Origin of the sequence: Klebsiella sp. HN106 (assembly GCF_051209435.1) — a bacterium.
GTDB classification, from domain to species: domain Bacteria; phylum Pseudomonadota; class Gammaproteobacteria; order Enterobacterales; family Enterobacteriaceae; genus Klebsiella; species Klebsiella oxytoca.
Genome location: NZ_JBLURD010000002.1, coordinates 943,808 through 957,612, shown reverse-complemented (window position 1 = coordinate 957,612; position 13,805 = coordinate 943,808). Strand labels below are relative to the sequence as shown.

Annotated in this window: 11 protein-coding genes, 1 tRNA gene and 1 pseudogene; 7 read left to right on the top strand and 6 right to left on the bottom strand. The window is 55.5% G+C overall.

The features are described 5' to 3' along the window. Positions 1-124: pseudogene (locus ACSIPU_RS11070) on the bottom strand (IS4 family transposase); the annotation flags it as partial. 137 nt (positions 125-261) lie between these two features. Here ACSIPU_RS11070 and ACSIPU_RS11065 point away from each other — a divergent pair. Continuing rightward, complete coding sequence (locus tag ACSIPU_RS11065) at positions 262-468, top strand: hypothetical protein (protein ID WP_224251591.1); 207 nt, start codon at positions 262-264, stop codon at positions 466-468. 216 nt (positions 469-684) lie between these two features. Next, positions 685-1,830: a TIR domain-containing protein gene (locus ACSIPU_RS11060; RefSeq protein ID WP_196558258.1), complete on the top strand. Its 1,146-nt coding sequence runs from the start codon at positions 685-687 to the stop codon at positions 1,828-1,830. A 773-nt stretch (positions 1,831-2,603) separates the two neighbouring features. Here ACSIPU_RS11060 and ACSIPU_RS11055 read toward each other — a convergent pair. The 3 genes from ACSIPU_RS11055 to proB form a co-directional block, all read right to left on the bottom strand. Further along, positions 2,604-2,676: transfer RNA gene (locus ACSIPU_RS11055), tRNA-Thr, on the bottom strand. A gap of 112 nt (positions 2,677-2,788) precedes the next feature. Further along, entirely contained in the window at positions 2,789-4,042 is a 1,254-nt protein-coding gene (proA, locus tag ACSIPU_RS11050; RefSeq protein ID WP_004099295.1) for a glutamate-5-semialdehyde dehydrogenase, read from the bottom strand. Between the two features lie 10 nt (positions 4,043-4,052). Further along, complete coding sequence (gene proB, locus ACSIPU_RS11045; protein WP_004099297.1) at positions 4,053-5,156, bottom strand: glutamate 5-kinase; 1,104 nt, start codon at positions 5,154-5,156, stop codon at positions 4,053-4,055. Between the two features lie 290 nt (positions 5,157-5,446). Between proB and phoE the strand changes: the two genes are divergently transcribed. Further along, on the top strand, positions 5,447-6,499 hold the full coding sequence (gene phoE, locus ACSIPU_RS11040) for a phosphoporin PhoE (RefSeq protein WP_004099298.1): 1,053 nt from the start codon (positions 5,447-5,449) through the stop codon (positions 6,497-6,499). Positions 6,500-6,561: 62 nt separating this feature from the next. Here the strand turns inward: phoE and ACSIPU_RS11035 are convergent, their stop codons facing one another. Continuing rightward, the gene (locus ACSIPU_RS11035; protein ID WP_004099299.1) at positions 6,562-7,125 is read right to left on the bottom strand and encodes a C40 family peptidase; all 564 of its coding nucleotides are present in this window, start codon (positions 7,123-7,125) and stop codon (positions 6,562-6,564) included. A 329-nt stretch (positions 7,126-7,454) separates the two neighbouring features. Between ACSIPU_RS11035 and ACSIPU_RS11030 the strand changes: the two genes are divergently transcribed. Beyond that, on the top strand, positions 7,455-8,399 hold the full coding sequence (locus tag ACSIPU_RS11030) for a LysR family transcriptional regulator (protein WP_163525389.1): 945 nt from the start codon (positions 7,455-7,457) through the stop codon (positions 8,397-8,399). Here the strand turns inward: ACSIPU_RS11030 and ACSIPU_RS11025 are convergent. Continuing rightward, positions 8,396-9,463, bottom strand: coding sequence for an ABC transporter substrate-binding protein (locus tag ACSIPU_RS11025; RefSeq protein WP_196558250.1), 1,068 nt, complete (start codon positions 9,461-9,463; stop codon positions 8,396-8,398). The two genes, ACSIPU_RS11030 and ACSIPU_RS11025, sit on opposite strands and share 4 nt — an antisense overlap. A gap of 221 nt (positions 9,464-9,684) precedes the next feature. Here ACSIPU_RS11025 and ACSIPU_RS11020 point away from each other — a divergent pair, with 221 nt between their 5' ends. The 3 genes from ACSIPU_RS11020 to ACSIPU_RS11010 are packed head-to-tail and all read left to right on the top strand — an operon-like array spanning position 9,685 to position 13,804. Continuing rightward, positions 9,685-11,253 carry an ABC transporter permease gene (locus tag ACSIPU_RS11020; protein ID WP_196558249.1) on the top strand — a complete coding sequence of 523 codons (1,569 nt, stop codon included), beginning with the start codon at positions 9,685-9,687 and terminating at the stop codon, positions 11,251-11,253. Then, positions 11,250-11,993 carry an ABC transporter ATP-binding protein gene (locus ACSIPU_RS11015; RefSeq protein WP_017146544.1) on the top strand — a complete coding sequence of 248 codons (744 nt, stop codon included), beginning with the start codon at positions 11,250-11,252 and terminating at the stop codon, positions 11,991-11,993. Before ACSIPU_RS11020 ends, ACSIPU_RS11015 begins: the two co-directional genes overlap by 4 nt. A 23-nt stretch (positions 11,994-12,016) precedes the next feature. Beyond that, the gene (locus ACSIPU_RS11010; protein ID WP_285160123.1) at positions 12,017-13,804 is read left to right on the top strand and encodes an aryl-sulfate sulfotransferase; all 1,788 of its coding nucleotides are present in this window, start codon (positions 12,017-12,019) and stop codon (positions 13,802-13,804) included. Position 13,805 lies beyond the last annotated feature (1 nt).

Genomic DNA, 13,805 nt, shown 5'->3' with positions numbered 1-13,805 from the left:
CACGGCCAATAAAATCCCATCCGAGCGACCGGATATGCCGGAACCAGGCATTCTGGAAGCCCGCATCGGTAACGATGATGACTCTGGCCGTCGGGTTCACCGCCCCGGCAAGGGCATCAAGGAAGTCCTTTCGAGACTATCAAGAGTCAGTCTGATATTTCAATTTTGCTGCAATTTTGAGCGATAGTGATATTTTTCTGCTCAGTAGAGCGGACGTAGAGCCGTGGTAAAATGAATTAGAACAGGCGAGAGGGGGTTGATATGAAAAAACTAATTTTGTTGGGTCTATTGATTCTCAGTGGTCAGGCTATGGCAACTAAAATCACAATGACGGATCCACTGGAGGAACAGACGGAGAACGGTAAGACTCTTTGCATCTATGAGAACAGTATCTACACATTCACCTACCTAACTAAGGGGAAATGCCCCTATACGAAAACATTCGATACGGAGGACTCAGAGGAGTGAAGACGGAATACCAGCCGATAATCAGTTTTTTTCTGATGTGACGCTACGGAGCGCGTTAATCCGAAGGAGGTGAAACTCTGGAAGCGAACATAGCACTTAGATCATTTAAATACATCTTAAAGGCTACCCTCGCCCTCCAGCTTGCAATATAATGAATGTAAACTTTGCACTCACTGATGTTAAAATATATCGAATATTCTCTAATGGAGATCAGGAATGAAATTATTTTTGGCTCACGCAAAAGAAGATGAAAAGGTTACAGAGTCAATTTATGAGAAATTAAAAAACAATGGTTATAGTCCTTGGATGGATATAAGGGATATTCCTGCGGGTGTAAATTGGGACAACGAAATTCAAAAAAACTTTAGCAGTGCAAATGTTATAATTATTATTCTTAGCAAAATTAGCTGTCAAAAAAATGGTTATATCAGGCGTGAAATGAATGAGGCTATTGATAAATTAAAATATTACAAACCTGATGACATATTTGTTATACCCATCCTTATTGATGATTCACCTGTCCCAACATTCATATCTTCAAAAATTCAATACATCGATTATAAACGTGAAGATGGCTGGGCGTTGTTAGAAAAATCGTTAGCATTAGCTGCAACTCAACAAAACATTGAAATTGCGAAAGGGGTAACGTACGGTGATTTTACATTCACAAGTGAAATATTTAAGGAAGAATATAACAGCATACCTGGACATGAAATTGATATAACCTATCCGATTGTTTCTAACCAAACTCATCCTCAGTCAGCAAAGATCATATCTAACTATTTCAAAGGTCGGGCCACGCGCTTAGTTTTCGATAACAGAACTTCACCTTGGCCAAGTAATTTTGGTTGGAATGAAGAGTGTAAAAGTACTTATACCAGTGACTATATTGAAGGATATTACATTGCATACTGTAATAACCATATCCTAAGTATTCTCCATAGTGTCAATTGGTATGGTGCAGGCGCAGCTCACCCGAATAGCCATTTCGATGTTAGCAATTTCGTAGTAACCGACGGTGATTATTCCTATAAATTTTCATTATATGATCTCTTCATTGATGAAAAAGGGTACGATGCTATTAACAAAATTAAAGAAAGGCTTATATCGGATGCGCCCCGTGTATTTTGGGAAAGAACGGGAGAAAAACCTGAGGAATCTGATATGGAATGGTTAATTAGAGGGATAACGGATAGTAAACTGGATATTTTCACCATTACTGAATCAGGATTAACTTTTCATTTTGCTCCATATGAAATCCACTGCTACGCCTTAGGTCCGTGGGAGTTATTCATATCCTTCTTCGATATCATTGATTATCTTAAGCCAGATGGTATTTACTCATTAATTAAGGTCGTATAAATCCATTAATGGCTACGGGATTTATAGGAATGATACGAGGGGGCGTAATGCCCCCTTGCTTGTTAAGGAACTGGCACTACAGCAATAACAGAGAATCCAGCTACCGCCGTTGTCCCTGGTTTTGGGGAGCTAAGTCTTGCAGTATCTCTTCTTACTGCATCGTATATTTCATCTTGTGTTGGTTCGTTGTCAGATTGAAGTAACACTTCTTCCGATCTGGTTTCGTTACCGTCTCTGTGTTCGTAAGTGATTTTATACGTAACGCTCATCTTTTTTCTCCGACTAGTATGTTCTTAAGTTTAAACAATAGCAGCCATAAAGCCCCGTTGGTGATACAGAAACAAGCGGAGCGTAGCGACGTCATCAGATTGTCAGAGGGATCACACCTTATCAGGATGCTCGTGTACCTTTCGGAGCGTGAGCGAGACTCTGATAGAGCTTGCATGTGGTGTGCAAGTACCAATATCACCATAAACCTGTTTATCCCTCAGTGAGGGGCATCGGGCTTAAATGCGTGTGATCAATCTGTTTCGGGATGGTTTAGAGACGTTGGCAGCGTCATTAGCTTCGAGTTGATAGCGGTTCGTGTAGACTGTTCACGCTTTGTACCTGTTCGAGCTTTACAACTACAGGCCGCTACGTGCTAACATCCCTGAATAGCCACTGTTAACCATAGCGGCAACTGTTGGTCATAGAATCCCTTAAAAGAAGATCGTAACTTGAAAGAGAAACACTCTTTAAGTTATTGTTTTTAATGGATTTTGTTGTGTGAGTGCCGATAATAGGAGTCGAACCTACGACCTTCGCATTACGAATGCGCTGCTCTACCAACTGAGCTATATCGGCCCTGCAAGACGTGCTGACGAGCGTAAGCACGGGTTAGAAGGTTAAAACTAAGTGGGTGATGCGTCAATGCCCTTGTGAATCAAACGGCTACTTTTGCATCACCCAATGCGCATTAAGCACGAATGGTATCGTCGCCGAAACCAATCCACTTATAGGTCGTCAGGGCTTCCAGCCCCATCGGGCCGCGCGCGTGCAGCTTCTGGGTGCTGACCGCCACTTCCGCGCCGAGGCCGAACTGGCCGCCGTCGGTAAAGCGGGTAGAAGCGTTGACGTACACTGCCGAGGAGTCCACCTCGTTGATAAAGCGGTTCGCGTTGCCCAGGGTGCGCGTCAGGATGGCGTCGGAATGCTGAGTACCGTGCTCGCGAATATGCGCTACCGCTTCATCCTGATCGGCCACCACCTTCACGTTCAGATCCAGCGACAGGTACTCATTGTCATACTGCTCCGCTTTCACCGGCTCTACGCTGGCCGGGCCGTTTTGCAGCGCGGGCAGGGAGGCCGCATCGGCGTGCAGGCTGACGCCGCTTTCCGCCATCTGCTTGCTCAGCGCGGGCAGGAAGCGTTCGGCGATATCCTGATGTACCAGCAGCGTTTCGACCGAGTTACAGGCGCTCGGGCGCTGCACTTTGGCGTTAACGATCACTTTCAGCGCTTCGGCAACGTCAGCGGAGTGGTCGATATAAATATGGCAAACGCCGATCCCGCCGGTGATCACCGGAATCGTCGACTGTTCGCGGCACAGCTTATGCAAACCTGCGCCGCCGCGCGGGATCAGCATATCGATATACTTATCCATCTTCAGCATCTCGCCGACCAGCGCCCGATCCGGACTCTCAATCGCCTGGACGGTGGCTGCCGGTAAGCCGCACTCCTGCAGCGCCTGCTGAATCACTTTCACCGTGGCGGCATTGGTGCGCCAGGTCTCTTTGCCGCCGCGCAGAATCGCCGCGTTGCCGGTTTTCAGGCACAGAGAGGCGACGTCGACGGTCACGTTCGGGCGCGCTTCGTAAATCACGCCGACCACGCCCAGCGGCACGCGGCGGCGCTCAATGCGCAGGCCGCTGTCCAGCAGGCCACCGTCGATCACCTGACCAACCGGGTCCGCCAGGTTGCAGACCTGACGAACATCGTGAGCAATCCCGCTCAGGCGCGCCGGGTTGAGCGCCAGGCGATCGAGCAGCGCCTCGCTCAAACCGTTAGCGCGCGCTTCCGCCAGATCCTCAGCGTTAGCCCGCAGGATCGCGTCGGTCTGCGCTTCAAGATAGTCGGCAATCTTTTCCAGCACCTGGTTTTTTTCGCGGCTTGAAAGCTGCGCGAGTTTGTACGAGGCCGCTTTGGCAGCAATGCCCATTTGTTCCAGCATTTTCAGCTCCTTAACGGATAATCATGTCGTCACGGTGGACGGCGACCGGGCCATATTCATAGCCCAGAATGGCATCGATCTGCTGCGAGTGCTGCCCGGCGATACGGCGCAGCGCATCGCTGTTATAGCGGCTGACGCCGTGGGCGATATCGCGGCCTTCAAGGCTGCGGATGCGGATCACTTCGCCGCGCGAGAAGTTGCCGGTGATGGTTTTAATCCCTTTCGGCAGCAGGGAACTGCCGCGTTCAAGAATTGCCTGGGTCGCACCGGCGTCAACGGTAATTTCGCCCGCCGGCGGCGCGCCGAAAATCCAGCGTTTGCGGTTTTCCAGCGGCGACTCCTGGGCGTGGAAGCGGGTGCCTACGGAAACCCCCTCCATCACGTCGCCAATCACGCCAGGGCGGCTACCGGCGGCAATGATCGTATCAATACCCGCGCGGCAGGCGACGTCGGCGGCCTGCAGCTTGGTGCCCATACCGCCGGTACCTAAACCCGACACGCTATCGCCCGCGATAGCGCGCAGGGCGTCATCAATGCCGTAAACGTCTTTAATCAGCTCGGCCTGCGGGTTGTTGCGCGGGTCGGCGGTGAACAGCCCCTGCTGATCGGTCAGCAGCAGCAGTTTATCGGCGCCCGCGAGAATTGCCGCCAGCGCCGAAAGATTATCGTTATCGCCGACTTTAATTTCAGCGGTCGCCACGGCGTCATTTTCATTAATGACCGGCACGATATTGTTATCCAGCAGCGCGCGCAGGGTATCGCGGGCGTTAAGGAAGCGTTCGCGGTCTTCCATATCGGCGCGGGTCAGCAGCATCTGGCCAACGTGAATGCCATAAATAGAAAAAAGCTGTTCCCACAGCTGGATAAGACGGCTCTGGCCGACAGCTGCCAGCAGCTGTTTCGACGCAATGGTCGCGGGCAGTTCCGGGTAGCCGAGGTGCTCACGTCCGGCGGCTATCGCCCCGGAGGTGACGATCACAATTCGATGTCCCATCGCGTGCAGCTGCGCGCACTGACGCACTAATTCAACGATATGGGCGCGGTTCAGGCGGCGGGATCCGCCCGTTAAAACACTGGTGCCCAGTTTTACCACCAGCGTCTGGCTATCACTCATGATTCTCTGCCGTTCAAAAAGGAGTTTCGATATCGAGTTGATGTTGTAACAGGAGTGAGCCCGCTTGCCAACACCTGGCGTGGTGGACGAACCACTTCATTGCGCGGATCGGGCATTCTGGCGAGAAAATATGACACATTCATGACGGAAATAATTTAATACTCTTTTTAAGTAAAAGTTCCATGTTGTCATAAATTTTTAATATTAGAGCGTTAAAAAACCTGCAGTTTTTGACAGGGCTTCCGCCCGGAATTGATTAGCGCGTATAAATAAATTACCAGGACTGAATAATGAAAAAGAGCTCACTGGCATTAATGATGATGGGTCTTATTGCTTCTTCGGCTACCCAGGCGGCAGAAGTTTATAATAAAAACGGTAATAAACTGGACGTCTACGGCAAAGTCAAAGCGATGCACTATATGAGCGACTATGACAGCAAAGATGGCGATCAGACTTACGTTCGTTTCGGCATTAAAGGTGAAACGCAGATTAACGACGATCTGACCGGCTACGGCCGTTGGGAATCGGAGTTCTCCGGCAACAAAACCGAAAGCGACTCCACGCAGAAAACGCGTCTGGCGTTCGCCGGGGTGAAAGTGAAAAACTACGGCTCATTCGACTATGGTCGTAACCTCGGCGCGCTGTACGACGTCGAAGCCTGGACCGATATGTTCCCGGAATTCGGCGGCGACTCTTCCGCTCAGACCGATAACTTTATGACCAAACGCGCCAGCGGCCTGGCCACCTGGCGCAACACCGATTTCTTCGGCGTGGTAGATGGCCTGAATCTGACCCTGCAATATCAGGGCAAAAACGAAGGTCGCGACGCGAAGAAACAGAACGGCGACGGTTTCGGTACCGCCCTAAGCTACGACTTCGGCGGCAGCGACTTTGCCGTCAGCGCGGCCTATACCAGCTCCGATCGCACGAACGACCAGAACCTGCTGTCTCGCGGTACGGGTAAAAAAGCGGAAGCCTGGGCAACCGGCCTGAAATATGACGCCAACAATATTTACCTGGCGACCATGTACTCAGAAACCCGCAAAATGACGCCAATCAGCGGCGGTTTTGCCAATAAAGCGCAGAACTTCGAAGCCGTGGCGCAGTACCAGTTCGATTTCGGACTGCGTCCGTCCCTGGGCTACGTGCTGTCAAAAGGTAAGGATATTGAGGGAGTAGGCAGCGAAGATCTGGTCAACTATATTGATGTTGGCGTGACGTATTACTTCAACAAAAATATGAATGCCTTTGTGGATTACAAAATTAACCAGCTGAAGAGCGATAATAAGCTCGGCATCAACGATGATGATATCGTTGCTGTCGGTATGACCTATCAGTTCTGATAAGTTAACAGCTAACAGACAACAAAGCCGCCGTGGTGACAGGGCGGCTTTGTTATGAGTGATTAACGATTTTTTGCCAGATGCAGATTATCGTTATTCATGGTTATCTGGGCGTTATATTCCTTCGGCAGGCGGCGAGCCTGGTAGAATACCGATTGCCAGTATGGATTATCCAGCGAAGAGCGCATCACGCCCTGGCTGGTGGAGGCATGAAGAAAATTACGGTCGGTATCATAGAAACCGACGTGCATGCCGCCTTTAATACGGAAGAAGACTAAATCTCCCGGCCGCAGCTGCCGCGGGCTTACGCGCTCGCCCATATGCAGAAGCTCGCGCGTCGTAATGCGCTCCATCGGCAGGTTGAAGCGATCTTTGAGCGTGCGCCAGACAAACCCGGAGCAGTCGACGCCGCTTTGCTCCGTCCCGCCCCATTCGTAGGGCGTTCCCTCCCAGGTATGCATTTGATCGTGCAGCGCGGCGATCACCGGGATCAGATCGTCTGAACCTCCGTCGATGGTCGAGTGACTACTCTGGGCGGCGGTTTTATGCGGTTTCGATGAGGATGAACATCCTGCCAAAAGCAAAAAAGGAACAAACAGTAGCGCGTGAGAGAGTCTGGGCTTCATATCATTGTTTTTCGTCACTGAAAACGGGCCGTGATATTTTATAGCCGATTCGCTACGGCCTCAGAATGACCAAACGCAAAATTTACGAAACCTTACGTAATTAATAGGGGCAGGATCGTGCAGTGAAAATAACGCGCATTATTTAACGCCAACCTGAACTTATCGTATTAATAAATTTTTTCTCCGTGAAACAATATTTCACAAATATTCGCGTGTGACGCAACCGGGCAGATTCACTTCAAGGTGAAAGATCCTCATCATCCCGCCATTGCGCCGCCAGGCTCCCCTCCAGTACTTTTGAGGAATAAGAGAGAGAGTGGGGCGGGCTAATGCATCTGGATTTTCGCCAACTGCGCAACTTTGTGGCGCTCGTTGAGTACGGCAGTTTTAATCGCGCGGCCGAGGCGGTGTGCCTGTCGCAGTCGGCATTCAGCCGCAGCATCCAGGCGCTGGAGCAGAGCGTCGGGCATCCTTTATTTGACCGGCAGAGCAAGCTACCGACGCTCACTCTGCATGGGCAAAAGCTGCTGCCTTACGCCCGCCGTTTTCAGGAACTTAACGTCGAGCTCAGCAGCCAGCTGCGCGAAGCGGACGATGCGCAAACCGGCGAGGTCGCCTTTGGCTGCGGCCCGGCCCCCGCCGCGAGGCTGATTCCGGCTGCCATCGGCGAGTTTCATCGTCTTTTGCCGCAGGCGAAGGTGCGCTTTCAGATTGATAACTGGCTGGCTCTGCATCAGGCGCTCACCTCCCAGAGCTATCCTTTTGTCGTCGCCGACAGCTGGCAGGCAGAGCTCGACCCGCAGCTGCGCGTTCAGCCACTCAGCCCGCAGCGCTGCTTTTTCGTCTGCCATGCCGGGCATCCGCTGGCAAAACAGGGTCCGGTCTCTATTCAGGCGATGCTGCGTTACCCCTTTGCGGCACCCTATCTGCCGCCGGGCGTGCGCAAAGTGCTGGCGACCCTCAGCCAGCAGCAGGACTTCGCGCCGGCGATTCAGTGCGACCATATCTACGCGCTGCTTTCGACCCTGGCGCGAACCAATGCGATTAGCTTCGCCAGCGAGGATGGCTTCGCGCTATGCCAGCACAGCCATCGGCTGGTTAAGCTGGAGCTCAGCGATCTGCCTGAAGAGTGGCGGCTGATGCAGACCCGGTTTGCCATTATCTCTCCGGTTCATGCGGCTCAGCCGCCGCTGGTTGCGAAACTGATAGAGATGATCCTCCATACCGATCGTCAGCATCAGCTGCAGCTGCTGGCCCAGGAGGAAGGGAGTTAACCGGCGTTTTTCGCCTGGCCTTGGGCATCGTACTGCGGCCAGCGATTTTCCAGCTGCTGGGCTTTCAGCGCCCGCTCGACAAACTGGCCGTCCACCCACTGGCTGACGTCGAAAGCGCTGCGGATCAGGCGGCCCGAGTGAGCCTGCCCGACGCTGCTGCTAAAGCTGGCGGTCAGGAACGGGTCGATGCGCGGCGAGGTGGTAAAGTTCAGATCCTGCGGCTGCAGCTCTTCGAGAAACAGCGCCTGCGGGATCTGGCTCTGCTGCGCCATCTCGGCGGACCAGGCGTCGCGATTGGCGGGGTCACTGATTTCAGCGGCGTTCTTCACCAACACGTTAACGATCTGCTGGGTCGCCTGCGGCCAGGCGTCTATAAACGTCTGCGTGCCGAGGAACCCGGCCTGAGTGGTGTTCTGGCGGCCGGAGTCACCGCTTTTGACGACCACATCAATCTTATCGCCGCGTAGCGCCAGCAGCGAAACGCCGCCCCACACCGCATCGACGCGACCGGCCGCCAGCGCCGCTTTGCCGGCGTTCCAGTCGAGGTTGATCACCTGCAGGCTGCGCTCGTTGAGGCCGACGGTTTGCAGCGCCCGGTCAAAGGCCAGCTGGTCCGCCGTGCCGCGATAAACCGCCACCCGTTTGCCTTTCAGATCGGCGAGGGTTTTAATCCCGGAAGCTTTGGTCACCGCGAGGTAAGATTCCGAACCCCGGCTGCCCAGCAGCAGGCGCGTCGGCAGCCCGTTGGCCTTACCGATAATCGCCGCCAGATCGCCGAGGTAGACAAAATCCAGCTGGCGGTTGGCTAACGCTTCATTTACCGCCGGACCGGCGCCTTTGAAAAACTGCCACTGCACTTCCACGCCCTGCGGCTTAAACACCTCTTCCAACTGATGGCGGATAAACGCCATGCCGACCGGCCCCTCAATAAAGGGTTTACTGCCCGCGCTCTGGTCCGGCACGCCGATGCGGATAGTGCGTAGCGTTTCGGCCTGGACGCTGGACGCCAGGCCGATGACCGCGACCAGCGCCAGCAAGGCGCGGTTGAATATTGCTTTCATCATAACGTGTTGCTCCCTTGAGTTTTTCTCACCCTAAAGAGCCGACGGGTAACGTGTTAAATGCTTTTATTCGCCAAGCATTGCCGAAAAAAAGCTAAATCAGAAGCCGCGTGCCCGCCAGGCTGAAATGCATTTGATGCATCGGGATTATTCGCCTTACGCAATGGCGGCGAAGCGTGAGGCACGTTTTGATAGCGACATGACTGACTGAAAAGTGGACCGAAATGTCGCAGATGATCTTAAGAACGGATGCTCCCGGCAGGCCGGGGTTCAGGCTTAACGGCTGGCCGTGGCTGCTGCCTGCGTTACTGCTGCTGCTGTGGTACATCGCCGCGCGCGAGGGATGGATGCCGGAGCAAATTTTGCCCGCGCCGTCGGTGGTTGCCGATACCGCCCTGTCGCTGCTGAGCGGCGATCTACTGGCGCAGTGGGGATTCAGCCTTCAGCATCTGGCGCTTGGCCTGCTGCTGGGCGCCATCGCAGGCACGCTGCTCGGGGCGCTGTTCGGCCTGGTGCCGGCCGCCGCGCAGCGGGTGGAACCGCTGTTTTACGCGCTGGCGCAAATCCCGACGCTCGGCTGGATCCCGCTGTTTATGGTGCTGTTCGGGATCGATAACGGCCTCAAGCTGGCGGTGATCGTCAAAACCACCGTAGTACCGATGACCATTAATACGCAGCAGGCGGTGGCCGGCGTGCCGTTGACCCTGAGCGAAGCCGCAAGAGTAATGAATTTTTCCCGCTGGCAGCGGCTGCGCTGGCTGGTGATCCCGGCAAGCCTGCCGGGTTGGTTTACCGGCCTGCGTCTGGCGCTATCGCAGGCCTGGGTGTCGCTTATCGTCGTGGAACTGCTGGCTTCTTCGGAAGGTATTGGCTACCTGATGGTCTGGGGTCGTCAGCTGTTTCAGTTGGATATCGTCTTCGTCACCATTGCGGTGGTTGGCCTGAGCGGCATGCTGATGGAGTGGGCGGCGAACCGGGCCTGTTCCCGGCTGGTGTTCTGGCCGCAGCCTGCCGCCGGACGCCTGGCGTGGAAACCGCAGGCCAGCTGGCGGGCGCTGCAGCTGCCGTTAGTTCTGCTGGCGCTGTGGCAGCTGGCCAGCCAGTCAGGCTGGATTGATGAAGCCTTGTTCTCTTCGCCGCTGGCGGTAGCGGTGCGCTTTATTCAGGGCATCCTGAGCGGGGAGCTGACTACGGCGATGTTGGCCAGTCTCGGACGGGCCTTTGTCGGCGGCGCGCTGGGGATTACGGGCGGCCTGCTCTGCGGACTGCTGCTGGCGCTGCGCCCGCGCGCCGGGCAAATCTTCACGCCCACGTTAAACGTGCTGCGCCATATCGCCCTGTTTGCCTGGCTACCGCTGCTGACCGCATGGGTGGGCAACGATAACGGCGGCAAAATCGTCTTTATCGCGCTGGCGTCGTTCTTTCCGATGTTCTTCAGCACGCTGCAGGCCGTGCTGCAGCGTAACCCGCAGCTCGATGAAGTGGCCAGGGTACTGCGCCTGGGCGAATTAGCGCGCCTGCGCAGGGTTATTCTTCCCGGCGCGGCGCAGGGGATCTTCGCCGGTCTACGGCTGGCGCTGATTTACGCCTGGCTTGGCAATATCGGCGCGGAATATTTCATGTCCTCCGGCGTCGGCATCGGCAGCCTGATGATCAACGCCCAGCAGCTGCTGGATATGCCCACCATTCTCTGCGGCATGGTGCTGGTCGGTATCACCGGCGCGGCGCTGGATAAAGCCGGACGTTTACTGGAAATGCGCGCCACCCGCTGGCGTCAACAGGAGCAGCTATGACCTCTTCAACTCTGGTCTCTTTTCGCCACGTGCGTAAATCCTGGCAACAGGTAACGGCGCTACAGAATTTCAGCCTGGATATCGCCGCCGGTGAACTGGTGGCGCTGGTGGGCAGCAGCGGCTGCGGTAAATCGACGCTGCTGCGGATGCTGGTAGGCCTGGAGTCAGCGACCCAGGGCGAAATTCGCATTAACGGCGAGCCGGTCACCGGCGTGGGCAAAGAGCGCGGCATCGTATTTCAGGAGCCGCGCCTGTTTCCGTGGCTGAAGGTGCTCGACAACGTGATGCTCGGTCTGGCGGATGAAAAGCTCAGCCGGGCGGATAAGCGCCAGCGGGCGCTGGAAATGCTGGAACGCGTGCAGCTCAGCGAATTCGCCAACGCACTGCCCGCGCAGCTCTCCGGCGGTATGGCCCAGCGGGTCGCCATTGCCCGCGGCCTGGTGGCCCGTCCGCAGATTCTGATGCTCGATGAGCCTTTCGGCGCGCTGGATGCCCTGACGCGCCATACCCTGCAGCAGGAACTTTTACAGATACATCAGCGCGCGGGAACCACCACGCTGCTGGTGACGCACGATGTGGAAGAAGCCGTCGCCCTGGCCGACCGGGTCGTTGTGCTCTCGCCGCGTCCGGGGCGGATACGGGAAGTGGTAAGCCTGGCGCTGCCCCATCCGCGCCAGCGCGATGATGCCGCGTTTACCGCCGCCTGCCGCCAGATACGCAATCTGATTACTTCTGCCTGATTCTTTAATGTAAGGAGCAACTTATGGGACACCCCTCCGTCTTCCCGACCGGCGCCACCCTCTACGATCCGCAGCGCGCCTGGAGCGGCTACACCCTTTTCCAGGCCACCGAACACGGCGCGGTGCTGGTGGATATGAACGGTCACGTGGTACGCGAATGGCCTGAACTGCATGGATTTCCCAATAAAATCCTGCCCGGCGGCGCCATCCTTGGCCACAGCGGCGAGCGCGATCCGCGCTACGGCATGCAGGATATGCTCGATCTGATCCAGGTGGACTGGGAAGGCAATGTGACCTGGAAATTCGATCGCTATGAGCAGGTGAGCGATCCCGGCAATGAAACGCGCTGGATGGCGCGAGCTCATCACGACTATCAGCGGGCAGGCAATCCGGTGGGCTATTACGCGCCGGGGCTGGAGCCGCAGGTGGATGGCGGCAATACCCTGATCCTCGCCCATACCAACCTGCTGAACGAAGCGATCTCCGACAAGCTGCTGCTGGACGACACCATTATTGAAGTCGACTGGCAGGGCAACGTGGTGTGGGAGTGGCGCTGCAGCGACCATTTCCATGAGCTGGGTTTCGACGACGCGGCGCGTACCGCGCTCTACAACAATCCGAATATGCGCGCCAGCGGCGGTGGAATGGGCGACTGGATGCATATCAATTCGATGTCGGCGCTGGGGCCGAATAAGTGGTATGACGCTGGCGATGCGCGTTTTCATCCTGACAACATTATCTGGGACGCCCGTGAATCCAACATTATCGCCATTATCGACAAACAGAGCGGCAAGATCGTCTGGAAGCTGGGCCCGGACTACAGCAAACCGGAGTTGAAACACATCGGCTGGATTATCGGTCAGCATCATGCGCATATGATCCCGCAGGGGCTACCGGGCGCGGGCAATATCCTGATTTTCGATAACGGCGGCTGGGCCGGATACGGCGCGCCGAATCCGGCATCGGCGGACGGAGTGAAAAACGCCTGGCGCGATTACTCCCGGATCCTGGAGATCAATCCGCTGACCCTTGATATCGAATGGCGCTATTCGCCTTATGAAGCGGATTTGCCGCAGCCGACCGATTCGTACCGCTTTTACAGCCCGTACATCAGCAATATGCAGCGCCTGGAAAACGGCAATACCCTGATTAACGAAGGATCGAACGGGCGCATTTTTGAAGTGACCCGCGATCACGAAATTGTCTGGGAATATCTTTCGCCGTTCTGGGGCAAGACGCTGAACAACAATATGGTCTATCGCGCCTACCGCATTCCCTACGCCTGGATCCCGCAGCTGGCGCAGCCGCAGGAGACGCCGATTGCGGCGGTCGATGTACGAACCCTGCGCCAGCCCGGTGCGGCGGCAGCGGGACCGGCGCAAAGCGTGGTGCGGGTGGCGGGCGTACAGCCGTACAGTAAGAGCGCCGATGCGCTGTGCGTGGCAACCGATAACGATACCCTGCGCCGCAGTCCGAAGCTGTTCCGCGTCGCGGAAAGCGCGTTCACGCCGATAAGCGCGGCGAGCGAGCTGGAGAGTAAAAGGCCCGTGCTGCTGTTCGTAGGCGCGGAGCGCTGCGTGCACTGCCGCAAGCTCTGGCAACTGCTGGCGCATGAGAAACTCAGCTCGCGAATTGCTCAACTGGATACGCGCTATCTGGATGCCGACCAGCATCAGGATCTGGCGACCACGCTCGGCGTGCGCGGCCTGCCGACGTTGCTGCTGCTTAAAGCGGGGCAGCCAGCAACGCGCGCGCCCGCGCAGCTTTCGGTGGATAATATGTTCGACTGGCTGAATCGCGCAGCAGAGTAAG

Coding starts and splice junctions, on each gene's coding strand:
- ACSIPU_RS11065 (WP_224251591.1), top strand. CDS start 262: ATGAAAAAACTAATTTTGTTGGGTCTATTGATTCTCAGTGGTCAGGCT.
- ACSIPU_RS11060 (WP_196558258.1), top strand. CDS start 685: ATGAAATTATTTTTGGCTCACGCAAAAGAAGATGAAAAGGTTACAGAG.
- proA (WP_004099295.1), bottom strand. CDS start 4,042: ATGCTGGAACAAATGGGCATTGCTGCCAAAGCGGCCTCGTACAAACTC.
- proB (WP_004099297.1), bottom strand. CDS start 5,156: ATGAGTGATAGCCAGACGCTGGTGGTAAAACTGGGCACCAGTGTTTTA.
- phoE (WP_004099298.1), top strand. CDS start 5,447: ATGAAAAAGAGCTCACTGGCATTAATGATGATGGGTCTTATTGCTTCT.
- ACSIPU_RS11035 (WP_004099299.1), bottom strand. CDS start 7,125: ATGAAGCCCAGACTCTCTCACGCGCTACTGTTTGTTCCTTTTTTGCTT.
- ACSIPU_RS11030 (WP_163525389.1), top strand. CDS start 7,455: ATGCATCTGGATTTTCGCCAACTGCGCAACTTTGTGGCGCTCGTTGAG.
- ACSIPU_RS11025 (WP_196558250.1), bottom strand. CDS start 9,463: ATGATGAAAGCAATATTCAACCGCGCCTTGCTGGCGCTGGTCGCGGTC.
- ACSIPU_RS11020 (WP_196558249.1), top strand. CDS start 9,685: ATGTCGCAGATGATCTTAAGAACGGATGCTCCCGGCAGGCCGGGGTTC.
- ACSIPU_RS11015 (WP_017146544.1), top strand. CDS start 11,250: ATGACCTCTTCAACTCTGGTCTCTTTTCGCCACGTGCGTAAATCCTGG.
- ACSIPU_RS11010 (WP_285160123.1), top strand. CDS start 12,017: ATGGGACACCCCTCCGTCTTCCCGACCGGCGCCACCCTCTACGATCCG.